Here is a 12,790-nt window from a genome sequence, read left to right as displayed (position 1 = left end):
TTCCCCCTCGGGCTCCCTCAGACCTCCCCCTCCCCGGTTCTTTCGCGCAAGGAGTCCGCACCCCATGACGTCCACGGTGCCCAACGCCGCCGAGCACGCAGGCGAGCAGCAGCCGCCGATCACCATGTTCGGCCCGGACTTCCCGTACGCGTACGACGACTTCCTCGCCCACCCGGCGGGCCTGGGACAGGTCCCCGCGACCGAGCACGGCACCGAGGTCGCGATCATCGGCGGCGGCCTGTCCGGCATCATCGCCGCCTACGAGCTGATGAAGATGGGCCTCAAGCCCGTCGTCTACGAGGCCGACCGGATCGGCGGCCGGCTGCGCACCGTCGGCTTCGAGGGCTGCGACGAGTCGCTGACCGCCGAGATGGGCGCCATGCGCTTCCCGCCGTCCTCCACCGCCCTGCAGCACTACATCGACCTGGTGGGTCTGGACACCCAGCCGTTCCCCAACCCCCTGGCCGAGGCGACCCCGTCGACCGTCGTCGACCTCAAGGGCGAGTCGCACTACGCCGAGACCATCGACGACCTGCCGCAGGTCTACCGGGACGTGGCGGACGCCTGGAACCGGTGCCTGGAGGAGGGCGCCGACTTTTCCGACATGAACCGCGCCCTGCGCGAGCGCGACGTGCCGCGCATCCGCGCGATCTGGTCCCGCCTGGTCGAGAAGCTCGACAACCAGACCTTCTACGGCTTCCTGTGCGAGTCCGAGGCCTTCAGGTCCTTCCGGCACCGCGAGATCTTCGGCCAGGTCGGCTTCGGCACCGGCGGCTGGGACACCGACTTCCCCAACTCCATCCTGGAGATCCTGCGCGTCGTCTACACCGAGGCCGACGACCACCACCGCGGCATCGTGGGCGGCTCGCAGCAACTGCCGCTCCGGCTCTGGGAGCGCGAGCCGGAGAAGCTCGTGCACTGGCCCTACGGCACGTCGCTGAAGTCCCTGCACGTGGACGGTGAACCGCGCCCCGCCGTCACCCGGCTGCACCGCACCGCGAACAACCGCATCACGGTGACGGACGCGAACGGCGACATCCGTACCTACCGGGCGGCGATCTTCACCGCCCAGTCCTGGATGCTGCTGTCCAAGGTTCAGTGCGACGACGCGCTCTTCCCGATCGACCACTGGACCGCGATCGAGCGCACCCACTACATGGAGTCCAGCAAGCTCTTCGTGCCCGTCGACCGGCCGTTCTGGCGGGACAAGGCCGTCGACGACCGGGGCGAGCCGACCGGGCGGGACGTGATGTCGATGACGCTCACCGACCGCATGACCCGCGGCACCTACCTGCTCGACGACGGCCCGGACAAGCCCGCCGTCATCTGCCTCTCCTACACCTGGTGCGACGACAGCCTGAAGTGGCTGCCGCTGTCCGCGAACGAGCGGATGGAGGTCATGCTGAAGTCGCTGTCGGAGATCTATCCGGACGTCGACATCCGGGGACACATCATCGGCAGTCCGGTGACCGTGTCCTGGGAGAACGAGCCCTACTTCATGGGCGCGTTCAAGGCCAACCTGCCCGGCCACTACCGCTACCAGCGGCGCCTGTTCACCCACTTCATGCAGGACCGGCTGCCCGAGGACAAGCGGGGCGTCTTCCTCGCCGGCGACGACATCTCCTGGACGGCCGGGTGGGCCGAGGGCGCCGTGCAGACCGCGCTGAACGCGGTCTGGGGCGTCATGCACCACCTCGGCGGCGGCACCGACCCGGTCAACCCCGGCCCCGGCGACGTCTACGACGACATCGCACCGGTCGAACTCCCGGAGGACTGACGGAGGTCCGGGGCGGTCACACCCCGGCCGCCCGCGCCTTCTCGAGCACCTCCGCGGCGACGTCCTTGAGCTCCTCGGCATCCCGCAGGCCGCTCTGCACGTCGACCAGGATCTCCTCCAGGCCGATCGCCGCGTACGCGAGGAGGTCCTCGACGATCTGGTCCGCGTCGCCCTGGAACGGCCGGCGGCCGGCGCCCTCGTACGCCTTGGCCGAGTACGACGCGTTCGCCCGCAGCACCGTCCGGATCGGCTGCTGCCGGCCCCGCTCGGCGGCCAAGTCCCGCAAGGCGTCCCACTGGCTCGCGACCTGCTCGGCGCCCATGGCCACCGGCAGCCAGCCGTCGGCGTGCTCGACGAGCCGCTTTTGGGCCCTGCGGGTGCCCGCGGCCAGCAGGATCGGGATCGGCCGGGCCGGCTTGGGGCCCACCACCGCCGACGCGATCTTCGTGATGCCGCCGTCGTAGCGCACCGGGTCCGGCCCCCACACGGCCCGGCAGACGTCGATCACCTCGTCCAGTACCCGGCCGCGCTCCTCGATCGGCCGGATCCCCGCCGCCGCGTACTCGTCCAGGGACCAGCCCGTGCCGAAGCCGGCGATCACCCGGCCGCCGCTGGCCGCGTCCAGCGAGGCGAGGGCCTTGGCGAGCTGGAACGGCATGTGCAGCGGCGCGACCAGCACGCTGCTGCCCAGCCGGACCCGTTCGGTGGCCGCCGCGGCCAGGGTGAGCGTGACCAGCGGGTCGGCCACGTGCCGGTACGAGTCGGGCCAGGGCAGACCCTCGATGCCGTACAGCCCCTGGGTGGCGGGCTCGGGGAACAGGGCCCGCTCGTACACCCACACGCTGTCGTAGCCGATGCGTTCCACCGCGCGTGCCACATCGGGCACGTCCCTGCCGAGGTCGTACTGCCGTTGCTGCGGAAGGCCGATTCCCAGTCGGGTCGCCATGACGGTGCGCTCCTTCGTGATCGTCCGTGTCCCACGGTCAACGTACAGTGATTACGGGCCAGTTCCGGGAAGGTGCGGGCGGATGTCCGGATCAGCCGGGCAGCGGCGTGAGCATCATGCGGCAGTCGAAGCCGACCGCGGCGTCCAGCCGGCGACCGAACTCCTCGGCCACGTCGGGCAGTCGGCGCAGCGCCCACAGGGCCCGCACGGCCGACCAGCTCGCCTCCCGGGCCCGCTCCAGGTCCCATGAGCCGAGCAGGTGGGTGAGGGGGTCGGTGATCCGGAGCAGGTCTGGCTCCGGCGCCAGATCCTCGCGGACGCGCTCCTCCAGCGCCAGGAGGAAATCGCCCAGGCGGTCGAACTCGCCCTCCAGCTCGGCCGGTTCGCGCTGCTCCGCCCGGCAGGCGTCCACCACGGAGAGGGCCAGGTCGTGGCCGATGTGCGCGTGGACGCCGGCCAGCGCGAACTGCGCCGGCCGCACCCCGGGATGCCGGCGGAACTGGAACAGCGGCCGCCAGCAGGCGGGCGGCCGCCGCCCCTCGGCGGCCGCGTCCACGGCGGCGAGATACCGCCCGGCGCACGGCAGGTCCAGCGTGGTCGCCGGCCACCGGCCGACCGCCTCGGTGGCGGCCAGGTACACGCGGTGGAAGACGGCGACCCCGTCGTGCTCGGGCAGCGCGGCGGCCAGGTCGCGCATCCGGGCGACCGCCGCGCCCACTGTGTCCGGGCTGTGGGTGAGTTGTGCCGATTGCCCCATGGGGGCAGCGTCCCAGGCCCGGGACGGCCCGGGCGCCGACGGGCCCGGCGCTTCCCCGGAACGGGGGAACGCTGCCGCCGCCGGGACGGGCGGAGGGACGGGCTGTCGGCCTACGAGGCGGGCCGGGTGCCCTGGGCCTCGTCGCCGTACGACGACGTGCCCTCGTCCAGCAGCGGCTCCTGCTTCTTGAGGTGGGCGGGCGCGAAGGCGCGCAGCGCGTGGTAGCCGGTGATGACGACCAGGGTGCCGAGCGCGATGCCGCTGAGGGAGAAGGTGTCGCCGATCTTCATGCTGACGTTGCCGACGCCGATGATGATGCCCGCCGCGGCCGGCACCAGGTTCAGCGGGTTGCGCAGGTCGACCTTGGCGTTGATCCAGATCTGCGCGCCGAGCAGGCCGATCATGCCGTACAGGATCACGGTGATGCCGCCGAGGACACCGCCCGGGATGGCGGCCACGACCGCGCCGAACTTGGGGCAGATGCCGAACAGCAGCGCGAAGCCCGCGGCGGCCCAGTACGCGGCGGTCGAGTAGACGCGGGTCGCCGCCATCACACCGATGTTCTCGGAGTACGTGGTGTTCGGCGGGCCGCCCACCGCGGTCGACAGCATGGAGGCCGCGCCGTCCGCCGAGATCGCGGTGCCGAGCTTGTCGTCCAGCGGGTCGCCGGTCATCTCACCGACCGCCTTCACGTGCCCCGCGTTCTCCGCGACCAGCGCGATGACGACGGGCAGCGCCACCAGGATGGCCGACCACTGGAAGCTGGGCGCGTGGAAGGACGGCAGCCCGATCCAGTCGGCCCTGCCCACGCCCGAGAGGTCCAGGCGCCAGTGGTCGGTGAGCTTGCCGGTCGCGTCCACGGAGTGGATCTTTCCGAGGACCCGGTCGAAGACCCAGGAGATCCCGTAGCCGAAGACCAGCCCGAGGAAGATCGCGATCCGGGACCAGAAACCGCGCAGACACACGACGGCCAGCCCGGTGAACAGCATCACGAGCAGGGCCGTCCACTGGTCCTGCGGCCAGTAGGTGGAGGCGGTCACCGGCGCGAGGTTGAAGCCGATCAGCATGACGACCGCGCCGGTGACGATCGGCGGCATCGCGGTGTGGATGATCCGCGCCCCGAAGCGCTGCACGGCGAGGCCCACCAGGAACAGCACGACACCGACGACGAAGACCGCGCCGGTCACGGTGGCGCTGGTGCCGCCCTGTGCCCGGATGACCGCGGCGACGCCCACGAAGGAGAGCGAGCAGCCCAGGTAGCTGGGCACCCGGCCGCGGGTGGCGAGCAGGAAGATCACGGTCGCGACGCCCGACATCATGATCGCGAGGTTGGGGTCGAGGCCCATGAGCACGGGGGCGACGAAGGAGGCGCCGAACATGGCCACGACGTGCTGGGCGCCGAGTCCTGTCGTGCGGGGCCAGGAGAGCCGTTCGTCGGGCCGTACCACTGCTCCGGGTGCGGGCGTACGCCCGTCACCGTGCAGCTTCCAGCGCACGCCGAGGTCCATGGTGGGATTTCGCTTTCTCTGAACGTGGTGCCTGTCCGCACCATTGTCGGGGTGCGCGGAGGTCACCGTGCCACCCGCCCCTGCTCAGATCCCGTTCAGGCCTCGTTCCGACCTTGTTCAGGCCCCGTTCAGGGCCGCGGGTCGGGAACTGCGGTGCTCGTGGGTCCGATCTTCGACCGGTTCCGGTCGCCCGCCGTGAGCACCCCCGCGAAGGCGACCAGACCGCACGCCAGCAGGGTCACCAGGCCGAAGGACACCACCAGGCTGGTCGCCTGGGCCAGTCCGCCGATCGCGCTCGGGGCGACGAGTCCGGAGGTGTAGGTGATGGTCGCGACGCCCGCGATGGCCTGGCTGGGGTTCGGGCCGCTGCGGCCGGCCGCGGCGAAGCACAGCGGTACGACGACCGCGATACCGAGGCCCATCAGCGCGAACCCGGTCATCGCCACCGCCGGGTGGCCCCCCGCGACGACGAACAGGCCGCCCAGGACCGCCAGCACACCGCTCGCCCGTACCGTGCGCACGGCGCCGAACCGGTCCACCACCCGGTCGCCCGCGATCCGCGCGATCGCCATGGTGAGGGTGAAGCCCGTGGTGCACGCCGCCGCGAGGCCGGCCGAGGTTTCCAACTGGTGCCGCAGGTAGACCGCCGACCAGTCCAGGCTCGCGCCCTCCGCGAACACCGCGCAGAACCCGATCGCCCCGATCAGCAGCGCCGACTTCGGCGGCAGCGCGAACCGCGGCGGCGGCTCCTCGTCCTGCGCGGGCTGGAGGTCCAGCACCCAGGTGCAGGCGGCGACGCCCAGCACGGTCAGCACGGCGGCGGCCAGCAGGTGGTGCAGCCGCGCGTCCGAGCCGAGGTGCGCGGCGACCGTGCCGGCCGCCGAGCCGACCAGGGCGCCGGCGCTCCACATGCCGTGCAGGCCGGACATGATCGAGCGGTCGAGCCGGTTCTCGACCTCCACCCCGAGGGCGTTCATCGCGACGTCCGCCATGCCCGCGGTGGCGCCGTAGACGAACAGGCTGAGGCAGAGGGTCAGGAGGTTCGGGGCGAGGGAGGGCAGGACGAGGGCGAGCGTCCACAGGGCGATCAGGCCGCGCAGCGCGTTGCGGGCGCCGAAGCGGTGACTGATGCCGCCCGCGAGCGGCATCGCGAGGGACGCGCCGAGCGCCGGGAAGGCCAGCGCGAGCCCCAGCTGTCCGGGGCTGACCGCCGCGTGGTCCTGGATCCACGGCACGCGGGTCGCGAACGAGCCGGTGACGGCGCCGTGCACGGCGAAGACGGCGGCCACGGCGTACCGTGCGCGCCGCACCTCGTGCTGTTCGTAGACCACTGCACTCATTGTCCGGCCCCTCCCGGGCTGACCGCCGTTGCCCCTCGCGCCGTCGCGCCGACGTAAACTATCAGGGAACCTGCCTGATAGATAGCGTCCCGCACGGACGGCAGCAGCCCGCAGATCTGGGAGGATTCCCGGCATGCCCGCATCCCCGAGCACCGCCCGGGTCATCAACGACCGGCTCGCCCTGCGGCTGCTCCAGCAGCAAGGACCGCTGACGGCGGGGCAGTTGAAGCAGCTCACCGGTCTGTCCCGGCCCACCGTCGCCGACCTCGTCGAACGGCTGACGGCCTCCGGCCTGATCACCGTGGTCGGTGAGTCCGGCGAGCAGCGGCGCGGGCCGAACGCGCGGCTGCACGGCATCGTCGCCGACCGCGCCCACCTGGCCGCGCTCGACGTCCGCACCGAGAGTGTGTCCGTGATCGTTGCCGACCTGCTGGGCCGGGAACTGGCCGCGGAGTCCGTGCCGATCGGCGGGGACGCCGGCACCGGGCCGGCGCTGGAGCAGGCGGTCGCTCTGGTGGAGCGGGTGGTCAAGGAGGCGGGGGCGGAGCGGTTGCACACGGTCGGCATCGGCGCGCCGGGCCTGATCGACCCGGGCACCGGCGAACTCCGGGACTCCACGGGGCTGCCCGAATGGCACCGCCGGCTGGTGGCCGTGTTGCAGGAGCGGCTGCCGCGGGCGCGGGTCACCGTCGAGAACGAGACCAACCTCGCGGCCCTGGCCGAACAGCGGGACGGGGCCGCCCGGGACCGGGACACGTTCGTCCTGCTGTGGCTCGGCCACGGCGCCGGCGCGGCCGTCGTCCTGGACGGAACCCTGCGCCGTGGCGCCTCCGGAGGCACCGGCGAGATCGGCTTCCTGCCCGTCCCGGGCACCGCGGGCCTCCCCTCGGCCACGGGCTGCGCGGACGGCTTCCACTCCCTGGTCGGCGCGACGGCGGTTGCGGAACTGGCGGAACAGCACGGGCTGTTGGCAGAGAGCACCGGCTCGGAGGGGATCGACCTGGAGGGAGCAGATGCCGAGCCGGTCGCCGCGCGACGGGTACGGGCGGCGGCGCGGGTGATCACGGGGGCGACCGCCTCCGCGGCGGGTTCCGCCTCGGACGGTGGGACCTCGGCGGGTGCCTCCCCGGCAGGTGTCGGCGAAGGCGTCCGGGTTGGGGAGGGCGCTGTGGGCGGTGCGCTCGTCGAGGACGTCGCCGCGGCCTCACGCTTCCTCGATGCCCTGGCCGACCGCGTCGCCCTCGGAGTCGCCTCGGTGGTGGCCGTGCTCGATCCGGGGTGCGTGGTCCTCGGGGGTGAGATCGGGCAGGCCGGGGGTGAGGCGCTCGTGGCGCGCGTGGCGGAGCGCGTCGCACGGATGTCCCCGCTCCGCACCGAGGTGAGGGCGAGCGCGCTCGGCGGCCGGGCGGTGCTGCGCGGCGCGCTCGCGACCGCCCGCGACCGCGCCCAGGACGACTTGTTCACCCCGCCGGAGCGCTGACGCCTCCGAGTTGTTCACCCCGCCGGAGCGCTCGAGCCTCCGCCGCCACCCGGGTCCGGCAGGCGCCTCGCGCCTCCCGGATGTCGTACCAAATTCACAGCTCCAGGCCGTTGTTCGGCCCGGTCCGGCGGAACACGCCTGTTCCCCGTACCTGTTGACCTGCCTGGTCTAGTCCTCTTAGTGTCTGACTTCCGTCCAGACCGGTCCGGCGGCGGTGACGACGGCCCTTGCCCGCCGCCGGACCTCCACGCCCGCGCACGGCGCGGCGTCGGCACGGCGCACGGCATGTTCTGTGAGCCACCCCACACGCTTCGTCCGCGGCCATGCCGATCGGGCGTGGCACACTGTCCCTGTACCAGTAGCAGCGCACTCCGGGGTCGGTGAAAGTCCGAACCGGCGGTTATAGTCCGCGACCCGGTCGCTTCCAGCGGCCGGTTGACCAGGTGGAATTCCTGGACCGACGGTTAAAGTCCGGATGGGAGGCAGTGCGCGGCGAGCGAGCACACCTGTGTGCGCCGCCGTATCTGGGCTCGTCCTTCGCGGACGGGTCCCGTCCGGCGTCGTCCGCCGAGTGTTCTCGTTCGCGGAATCTGCCCGTGTCGGCAGCCCCGGAGTCCGTGCCCGAAGAGGCAGGAGGACCCGGGAAGTGTTCACCGGAATCGTCGAAGAGCTGGGCGAGATCACCGCCGTGGAGGACCTCGGCGACGCCGCCCGCTTCCGGCTCCGCGGCCCCGTCGTGACCGAAGGTGCACGGCACGGCGACTCGATCGCTGTCAACGGTGTCTGTCTCACCGTGGTCGAGCACGAGGGCGACGAGTTCACCGCCGACGTCATGGCGGAGACCCTCAAGCGCTCCAGCCTCGGTGTCCTCACCACCGGCTCCCGTGTCAACCTCGAACGCCCCACCGCCGTGGGCGCCCGCCTCGGCGGCCACATCGTGCAGGGACACGTCGACGGCACCGGCACGATCCTGGACCGCACCCCCTCCGAGCACTGGGAGATCGTGAAGATCTCGCTGCCGCCGGACCTCGCGCGCTACGTCGTCGAGAAGGGTTCCATCACCGTCGACGGCATCAGCCTCACCGTCGTCGAGGCCGGTGACGAGCACTTCACCGTCAGCCTCATCCCCACCACCCTGGCGCTGACCACCCTCGGTCTGAAGCAGGCCGGCGACCCGGTCAACCTCGAGGTGGACGTCGTCGCCAAGTACGTCGAGCGGCTGCTCGGCGACCGCGCTTCGGGGGCCGGACGGTGAACTGGCTCAATTCCGAGGCGTTCAGCCTCCTCGGCCAGCACATCAAGTGGTCGGACATGACGGGCAACGTCATCGGCCTGCTCGGCCTCGCGTTCGGCTGGCGGCGCTCCATCTGGAGCTGGCCCGTCCAGTTCCTGTCCGGCCTGATCCTGTTCGCCGCGTTCGCCACCGCCCATCTCTCGGGCAGCGCCGGCAAGCAGATCGTCGTCATGGTCGTCGCCGTCTACGGGTGGTGGCAGTGGAACCGCGGCAAGGGCCGGGCGGCGGACGGCCACATCGCCGTACGGTTCGCCACCTGGCGCGAGCGTGCCGTGCTGCTCGGCGCCGCCGCGGTCGGCACGGTCGCCGTCGCCGGACTGTTCCACGCCTACCCGTCGCTGTCCTGGGACCCCTGGCCCGACGCCTACATCTTCGTCGGCACCGTCGTCGCCATGTACGCGCAGGCGCGCGGCATGGTCGAGTTCTGGTTCGCCTGGCTGCTCGTCGACGTCGTCGGCGTACCGCTCAACTTCGCCAACGGCTTCGCCTTCTCCGGCTTCGTCTACATCGTCTACGGCGCACTGGTCCTGTGGGGCATGCGCGACTGGTGGCTGCGCACCCGCACGGACGCGCGGCCGGTCCTGGAAGGAGCGCCCGCATGACAGCGGCAACCGTCCTCTACGGCACCGACCCCATGGAGGACTTCACCCTCGACCCCGTCGAGCAGGCCGTCGCCGACATCGCGGCCGGCCGCCCGGTCGTGGTCGTCGACGACGAGGACCGCGAGAACGAGGGCGACCTCGTCATCGCCGCCGAGAAGGCGACCCCCGAGATCGTCGCCTTCATGATGAGCGAGTGCCGCGGCCTGATCTGCGCCCCCATGGAGGGCGAGGAGCTGGACCGGCTGAAGCTCCCGCAGATGGTCGAGGAGAACACCGAGTCGATGAAGACCGCCTTCACGGTCTCCGTCGACGCCGGCGCCGCCCACGGCGTCACCACCGGCATCTCCGCCGCCGACCGCGCCACCACCCTCCAACTGCTGGCGGGCGGTACCGCGGATCCCACCGACCTCGTCCGGCCCGGCCACGTCTTCCCGCTGCGCGCCCGACCCGGCGGCGTGCTCGTCCGCCCCGGCCACACCGAGGCGGCCGTCGACCTCGCCCGGCTCGCGGGGCTGCGCCCGGCCGGCGCGATCGTCGAGATCGCCGGTGAGGACGGCCGGATGCTCCGCCTGCCCGAACTGGTCGTCTTCGCCCGCAAGCACGGTCTGACGATCATCTCCATCGAGGACCTGATCGCGCACCGGCGCGCCCCCGGGCTCCCGGCCTCGCCCGAGCAGGAGGCACTGCCGTCCCAGCCCGCGGTCCTCCGCGAGGCCGAGGTCCGCCTGCCCACCGCGCACGGCACCTTCACGGCGTACGGCTACCGCTCCACCGCCGACGGCGTCGAGCACGTGGCTCTGGTGCACGGCGAGATCGGCGACGGCGAGGACGTCCTGGTCCGCGTCCACTCCGAGTGCCTCACCGGGGACGTCTTCGGCTCCCAGCGCTGCGACTGCGGCCCCCAGCTGGACACCTCCCTGGAGCGCATCCAGAAGGAGGGCAGGGGAGTGGTGGTCTACCTGCGCGGCCACGAGGGACGCGGCATCGGCCTGATGTCCAAGCTGCGCGCCTACGAACTTCAGGAGCGCGGCCGGGACACCCTCGACGCCAACCTCGAACTCGGACTGCCCGCCGACGCCCGCGACTACGGCGCCGGCGCGCGGATCCTCCAGGACCTCGGGGTCGGGAGCGTGCGCCTGCTGACCAACAACCCCGACAAGACCGACGCCCTGGTCCGCCACGGACTGAGGGTCACCGGACGGGAGCCGATGCCCGTCCAGGCCGGTGAACACAACCTCCGGTACCTGCGCACCAAGCGGGACCGGATGGGGCACGACCTGCCCTGGCTGGACACCACCGCGGTGTCCACCTGCGGCAACCAGTAAGCGAAAGACGCGAGGAGACACGTGAGCGGCAAGGGTGCACCGGAACTGTCCGTCCGGAACGTCGGGGACCTCAGGGTCGCCGTCGTCGCGGCGCAGTGGCACGAGAAGGTGATGGACGGACTGGTGGACGGGGCCCTGCGCGCCCTGCACGAGCTGGGGATCGACGAGCCGACCCTGCTCCGGGTCCCGGGCAGCTTCGAGCTCCCGGTGGTGGCGAAGGTCCTGGCCGGCCGCGGCTACGACGCGGTCGTCGCCCTCGGCGTCGTCATCCGGGGTGGCACCCCCCACTTCGACTATGTGTGCCAAGGCGTCGCCAACGGCCTGACCCAGGTGTCGGTCGAGACCGGCGTTCCGGTCGGCTTCGGCGTGCTCACCTGCGACACCGAGGAGCAGGCCCTGGACCGGGCGGGCCTGGAGGGATCCAGCGAGGACAAGGGCCACGAGGCGGTCACCGCCGCGGTCGCGACCGCGGCCACGCTGCGCTCGGTGTCCGAACCCTGGCGGTGAGCAGTCGCCCGGAGCGCGTAGGGTTGGCACCACCATGTCCAAGAAGACGTTCGAGGAGCTCTTCACCGAGCTCCAGCACAAGGCCGCAAACGGCGACCCCGCCACGTCCCGCACCGCCGAGCTGGTCGGCAAGGGCGTCCATGCCATCGGCAAGAAGGTCGTCGAGGAGGCTGCCGAGGTCTGGATGGCCGCCGAGTACGAGGGCAAGGAAGCGGCCGCCGAGGAGATCTCGCAGCTGCTGTACCACGTTCAGGTGATGATGGTCGCCCGCGGCATCTCCCTGGACGACGTCTACGCCCACCTCTGAGCACTCCGAGCACCCTGAGCACCAGCAACCGCACACACCGTTGCACGAGACGAACAGTCGTACGAGACGAACGAAGGAAGCCGACTTCATGCTGCGCATCGCCGTCCCCAACAAGGGTTCCCTCTCCGGCCCTGCGGCGGACATGCTGCATGAGGCCGGCTACCAGCAACGCCGGGAGTCCAAGGAGCTGCGGATCGTCGACCCGGTCAACGAGGTCGAGTTCTTCTACCTCCGCCCCCGCGACATCGCGATCTACGTCTCCACCGGCCGCCTGGACATCGGCATCACCGGCCGCGACCTGCTCATCGACTCCGGGGCGGGCGCCGAGGAGATCCTTCCGCTCGGCTTCGCCCGCTCCACCTTCCACTACGCGGCCAAGCCCGGCACGGTGGGCGGCGTCGAGGACCTGAACGGCAAGACGGTCGCCACGTCCTACGAGGGCATCGTCAGCAAGCACCTGGCCGACAGCGGCATCGACGCCTCCGTCGTCCACCTGGACGGCGCCGTCGAGACCGCCATCGAACTCGGTGTCGCCGAGGCCATCGCCGACGTCGTCGAGACCGGCACCTCCCTGCGCAACGCCGGCCTGGCGGTCGTCGGCGAGTCGATCATGAAGTCCGAGGCGATCGTCGTCCGCCGCACCGGCGCCGACGTCGAGGAGCCCAAGGTGCAGCAGTTCCTGCGCCGCCTCCAGGGCGTCCTGGTGGCCCGGACGTACGTGATGATGGACTACGACTGCCGGGTCGAGCAGCTGGAGAGGGCCGTCGCCCTCACCCCGGGCCTGGAGTCCCCGACCGTCTCCCCGCTGCACAACGAGGGCTGGGTCGCCGTGCGCGCCATGGTCCCCGCCAAGGAGGCGCAGCGGATCATGGACGATCTCTACGAGCTCGGCGCCCGCGCCATCCTCACCACGGCCATCCACGCCTGCCGCCTCTGAGGGACGAGGA

Annotated in this window: 12 protein-coding genes and 1 riboswitch; of the genes, 8 read left to right on the top strand and 4 right to left on the bottom strand. The window is 71.8% G+C overall.

Annotated elements, in window-relative coordinates; translation table 11 throughout:
* Window positions 1-64 precede the first annotated feature (64 nt).
* Complete coding sequence (locus ACIHCX_RS20780) at window positions 65-1,777, top strand: flavin monoamine oxidase family protein (RefSeq protein WP_400031487.1); 1,713 nt, start codon at window positions 65-67, stop codon at window positions 1,775-1,777.
* Between the two features lie 16 nt (window positions 1,778-1,793).
* On the opposite strand, the gene ACIHCX_RS20775 is transcribed toward ACIHCX_RS20780, so the two are convergent.
* The 4 genes from ACIHCX_RS20775 to ACIHCX_RS20760 all read right to left on the bottom strand — a co-directional run bounded on the left by ACIHCX_RS20775 (window position 1,794) and on the right by ACIHCX_RS20760 (window position 6,328).
* A complete protein-coding gene (locus ACIHCX_RS20775) occupies window positions 1,794-2,723 on the bottom strand; it encodes an LLM class F420-dependent oxidoreductase (protein ID WP_400031485.1) in 930 nt (309 codons plus the stop codon).
* Window positions 2,724-2,814: 91 nt separating this feature from the next.
* Window positions 2,815-3,480, bottom strand: a complete 666-nt coding sequence (locus ACIHCX_RS20770) for a DUF5995 family protein (RefSeq protein ID WP_400031483.1) — start codon at window positions 3,478-3,480, stop codon at window positions 2,815-2,817.
* A gap of 110 nt (window positions 3,481-3,590) precedes the next feature.
* Window positions 3,591-4,988 carry a uracil-xanthine permease family protein gene (locus ACIHCX_RS20765; RefSeq protein ID WP_400031481.1) on the bottom strand — a complete coding sequence of 466 codons (1,398 nt, stop codon included), beginning with the start codon at window positions 4,986-4,988 and terminating at the stop codon, window positions 3,591-3,593.
* 128 nt (window positions 4,989-5,116) lie between these two features.
* Window positions 5,117-6,328: an MFS transporter gene (locus tag ACIHCX_RS20760; RefSeq protein WP_400031479.1), complete on the bottom strand. Its 1,212-nt coding sequence runs from the start codon at window positions 6,326-6,328 to the stop codon at window positions 5,117-5,119.
* A 133-nt stretch (window positions 6,329-6,461) separates the two neighbouring features.
* On the opposite strand from ACIHCX_RS20760, the gene ACIHCX_RS20755 reads away from it, so the two are divergent.
* The 7 genes from ACIHCX_RS20755 (at window position 6,462) to hisG (ending at window position 12,780) form a co-directional block, all read left to right on the top strand.
* Window positions 6,462-7,808, top strand: a complete 1,347-nt coding sequence (locus tag ACIHCX_RS20755) for an ROK family transcriptional regulator (RefSeq protein WP_400031477.1) — start codon at window positions 6,462-6,464, stop codon at window positions 7,806-7,808.
* A gap of 362 nt (window positions 7,809-8,170) precedes the next feature.
* Window positions 8,171-8,301, top strand: a riboswitch (FMN riboswitch).
* Between the two features lie 153 nt (window positions 8,302-8,454).
* Window positions 8,455-9,063, top strand: coding sequence for a riboflavin synthase (locus tag ACIHCX_RS20750; protein ID WP_400031475.1), 609 nt, complete (start codon window positions 8,455-8,457; stop codon window positions 9,061-9,063).
* Entirely contained in the window at window positions 9,060-9,704 is a 645-nt protein-coding gene (locus ACIHCX_RS20745) for a nicotinamide riboside transporter PnuC (RefSeq protein ID WP_400031473.1), read from the top strand. The genes ACIHCX_RS20750 and ACIHCX_RS20745 overlap by 4 nt, the downstream gene beginning before the upstream one ends.
* Window positions 9,701-11,029 carry a bifunctional 3,4-dihydroxy-2-butanone-4-phosphate synthase/GTP cyclohydrolase II gene (locus tag ACIHCX_RS20740; RefSeq protein ID WP_400031471.1) on the top strand — a complete coding sequence of 443 codons (1,329 nt, stop codon included), beginning with the start codon at window positions 9,701-9,703 and terminating at the stop codon, window positions 11,027-11,029. Before ACIHCX_RS20745 ends, ACIHCX_RS20740 begins: the two co-directional genes overlap by 4 nt.
* Before the next feature lie 21 nt (window positions 11,030-11,050).
* On the top strand, window positions 11,051-11,536 hold the full coding sequence (gene ribH, locus ACIHCX_RS20735) for a 6,7-dimethyl-8-ribityllumazine synthase (protein ID WP_225076283.1): 486 nt from the start codon (window positions 11,051-11,053) through the stop codon (window positions 11,534-11,536).
* 34 nt (window positions 11,537-11,570) lie between these two features.
* Window positions 11,571-11,843 carry a phosphoribosyl-ATP diphosphatase gene (locus ACIHCX_RS20730; protein ID WP_031486114.1) on the top strand — a complete coding sequence of 91 codons (273 nt, stop codon included), beginning with the start codon at window positions 11,571-11,573 and terminating at the stop codon, window positions 11,841-11,843.
* 88 nt (window positions 11,844-11,931) lie between these two features.
* On the top strand, window positions 11,932-12,780 hold the full coding sequence (gene hisG / locus ACIHCX_RS20725; protein ID WP_400031468.1) for an ATP phosphoribosyltransferase: 849 nt from the start codon (window positions 11,932-11,934) through the stop codon (window positions 12,778-12,780).
* Window positions 12,781-12,790: the final 10 nt, after the last annotated feature.

Origin of the sequence: Streptomyces sp. NPDC052043 (assembly GCF_044548235.1) — a bacterium.
Taxonomy (GTDB): Bacteria; Actinomycetota; Actinomycetes; order Streptomycetales; family Streptomycetaceae; genus Streptomyces.
This window is presented reverse-complemented; position numbering and strand designations above follow the sequence as displayed.

Bases quoted from the DNA above. Each gene is read 5' to 3' on its own strand.
- ACIHCX_RS20780 (WP_400031487.1), top strand. From the start codon at position 65: ATGACGTCCACGGTGCCCAACGCCGCCGAGCACGCAGGCGAGCAGCAG.
- ACIHCX_RS20775 (WP_400031485.1), bottom strand. From the start codon at position 2,723: ATGGCGACCCGACTGGGAATCGGCCTTCCGCAGCAACGGCAGTACGAC.
- ACIHCX_RS20770 (WP_400031483.1), bottom strand. From the start codon at position 3,480: ATGGGGCAATCGGCACAACTCACCCACAGCCCGGACACAGTGGGCGCG.
- ACIHCX_RS20765 (WP_400031481.1), bottom strand. From the start codon at position 4,988: ATGGACCTCGGCGTGCGCTGGAAGCTGCACGGTGACGGGCGTACGCCC.
- ACIHCX_RS20760 (WP_400031479.1), bottom strand. From the start codon at position 6,328: ATGAGTGCAGTGGTCTACGAACAGCACGAGGTGCGGCGCGCACGGTAC.
- ACIHCX_RS20755 (WP_400031477.1), top strand. From the start codon at position 6,462: ATGCCCGCATCCCCGAGCACCGCCCGGGTCATCAACGACCGGCTCGCC.
- ACIHCX_RS20740 (WP_400031471.1), top strand. From the start codon at position 9,701: ATGACAGCGGCAACCGTCCTCTACGGCACCGACCCCATGGAGGACTTC.
- ACIHCX_RS20730 (WP_031486114.1), top strand. From the start codon at position 11,571: ATGTCCAAGAAGACGTTCGAGGAGCTCTTCACCGAGCTCCAGCACAAG.
- hisG (WP_400031468.1), top strand. From the start codon at position 11,932: ATGCTGCGCATCGCCGTCCCCAACAAGGGTTCCCTCTCCGGCCCTGCG.